At 75.0% G+C, this 1294-nt stretch carries 1 protein-coding gene and 1 pseudogene; both read right to left on the bottom strand.

The window, feature by feature from the left end; all coding sequences use genetic code 11:
* Window positions 1-286: pseudogene (locus HET64_RS39555) on the bottom strand (ABC transporter permease); the annotation flags it as partial.
* Entirely contained in the window at window positions 273-1199 is a 927-nt protein-coding gene (locus HET64_RS38470; protein WP_215111858.1) for an ABC transporter ATP-binding protein, read from the bottom strand. The gene HET64_RS38470 and the pseudogene HET64_RS39555, both read right to left, overlap by 14 nt.
* Window positions 1200-1294 lie beyond the last annotated feature (95 nt).

The following is a 1294-nucleotide window of genomic DNA, read 5'->3' as shown; positions in this document are numbered from 1 at the left end:
CGTCGGGGCCGCCCGCCCCGCCACCGCCGCCGCCCGTCTCGATGCGGACCGCGATCCCGATGAGTACGGGTACGGCGGCGAGCACGCCGAGCAGGGCGAAGGTCCGGTGGCGGCGGAGCAGCGTGGTGATCTCGGACCGGAGGAGACCCAGCGTCCACAACGGGTTGCGGGGACGCGCCGGATCGCGGGGACGGACCGGATCACGAGGACCCGCCGGATCGCCGGCTTCCGCCGTCCCGGCGTGCGGTGCTGTCCCGGCCTGCGGTGCCGTCTCAGCCTGCGACATCGAATCCCTCTCCCGTGAGTGCGACGAAGGCGTCCTCCAGCGAGCCCCGCTCGACGCCGAAGAACCGCACCCGCACCCCGCCGGCCACCAGCGCCGCGTTGAGGTCGGCGAGGTCCACGTCGGCGGGCGGGGCGTCGGCGGTCAGCCGGTCTCCGTCGGCGCTCAGGCCGGTGAGCCCGTGCTCCTTGAGGATGCGGACCGCGTCCCCGGGGTCGGGGGTGGTGACGGCGAGCTGGCCCCGGGCGCCCTCGGCGAGCTCGGCGACCGTGCCCTGGACGATCAGGCGGCCCCGGGCCATCACCGCGGCGTGCGTACAGACCTGCTCGATCTCGTCCAGCAGATGGGAGGAGAGGAACACCGTGGTGCCCTCGGCGGCGAGCTCCCGGACCAGGGAACGGATCTCGCGCATGCCCTGCGGGTCGAGGCCGTTGGTCGGCTCGTCCAGGACCAGCAGCCGGCGCGGCCGCAGCAGGGCGGAGGCGAGCCCGAGGCGCTGCTTCATGCCGAGGGAGTACGCCTTGGCCTTCTTCCCGGAGGCGGCGGAGAGGCCGACCCGCTCCAGGGCCTCGTCGACGCGGATCCCGCGGGTGCGCGGGTCGGCGGTGGGGTCGGCCCGGTCGTAGCACAGGAGGTTCTCCCGGCCGTTCAGGAAGCCGTACAGCGCGGGCCCCTCGATCAGCGCGCCGACCTCCGGCAGCACCGTGCGGACGGCCCCCGGCATCGGGCGGCCGAGTACCTCCGCGGTACCGAACGTCGGGGCGATGAGGCCCATCAGCATCCGGATCGTGGTGGTCTTCCCGGAGCCGTTGGGGCCGAGGAAGCCGAAGACGGTGCCGCCGGGCACGGTCAGGTCGAGGCTGTCCACGGCGAGCTGGCCGCCCCGGTAGCGCTTGGTCAGACCCCGGGTGCGGATGACCGGACCGGCCTCCTCCGCACCCGCCTCGCCCGACGTCCGCGCCGTGTCCGCTTTCCCGCGCGCGGCGGCTTTCCCGCCCGCCGCACGCTCCC

The organism is Streptomyces sp. McG3, assembly GCF_018619185.1.
GTDB lineage: Bacteria > Actinomycetota > Actinomycetes > Streptomycetales > Streptomycetaceae > Streptomyces.
Note: the sequence above shows the minus strand (reverse complement) of the source record. Positions and strands in the feature narration are given on the sequence as shown.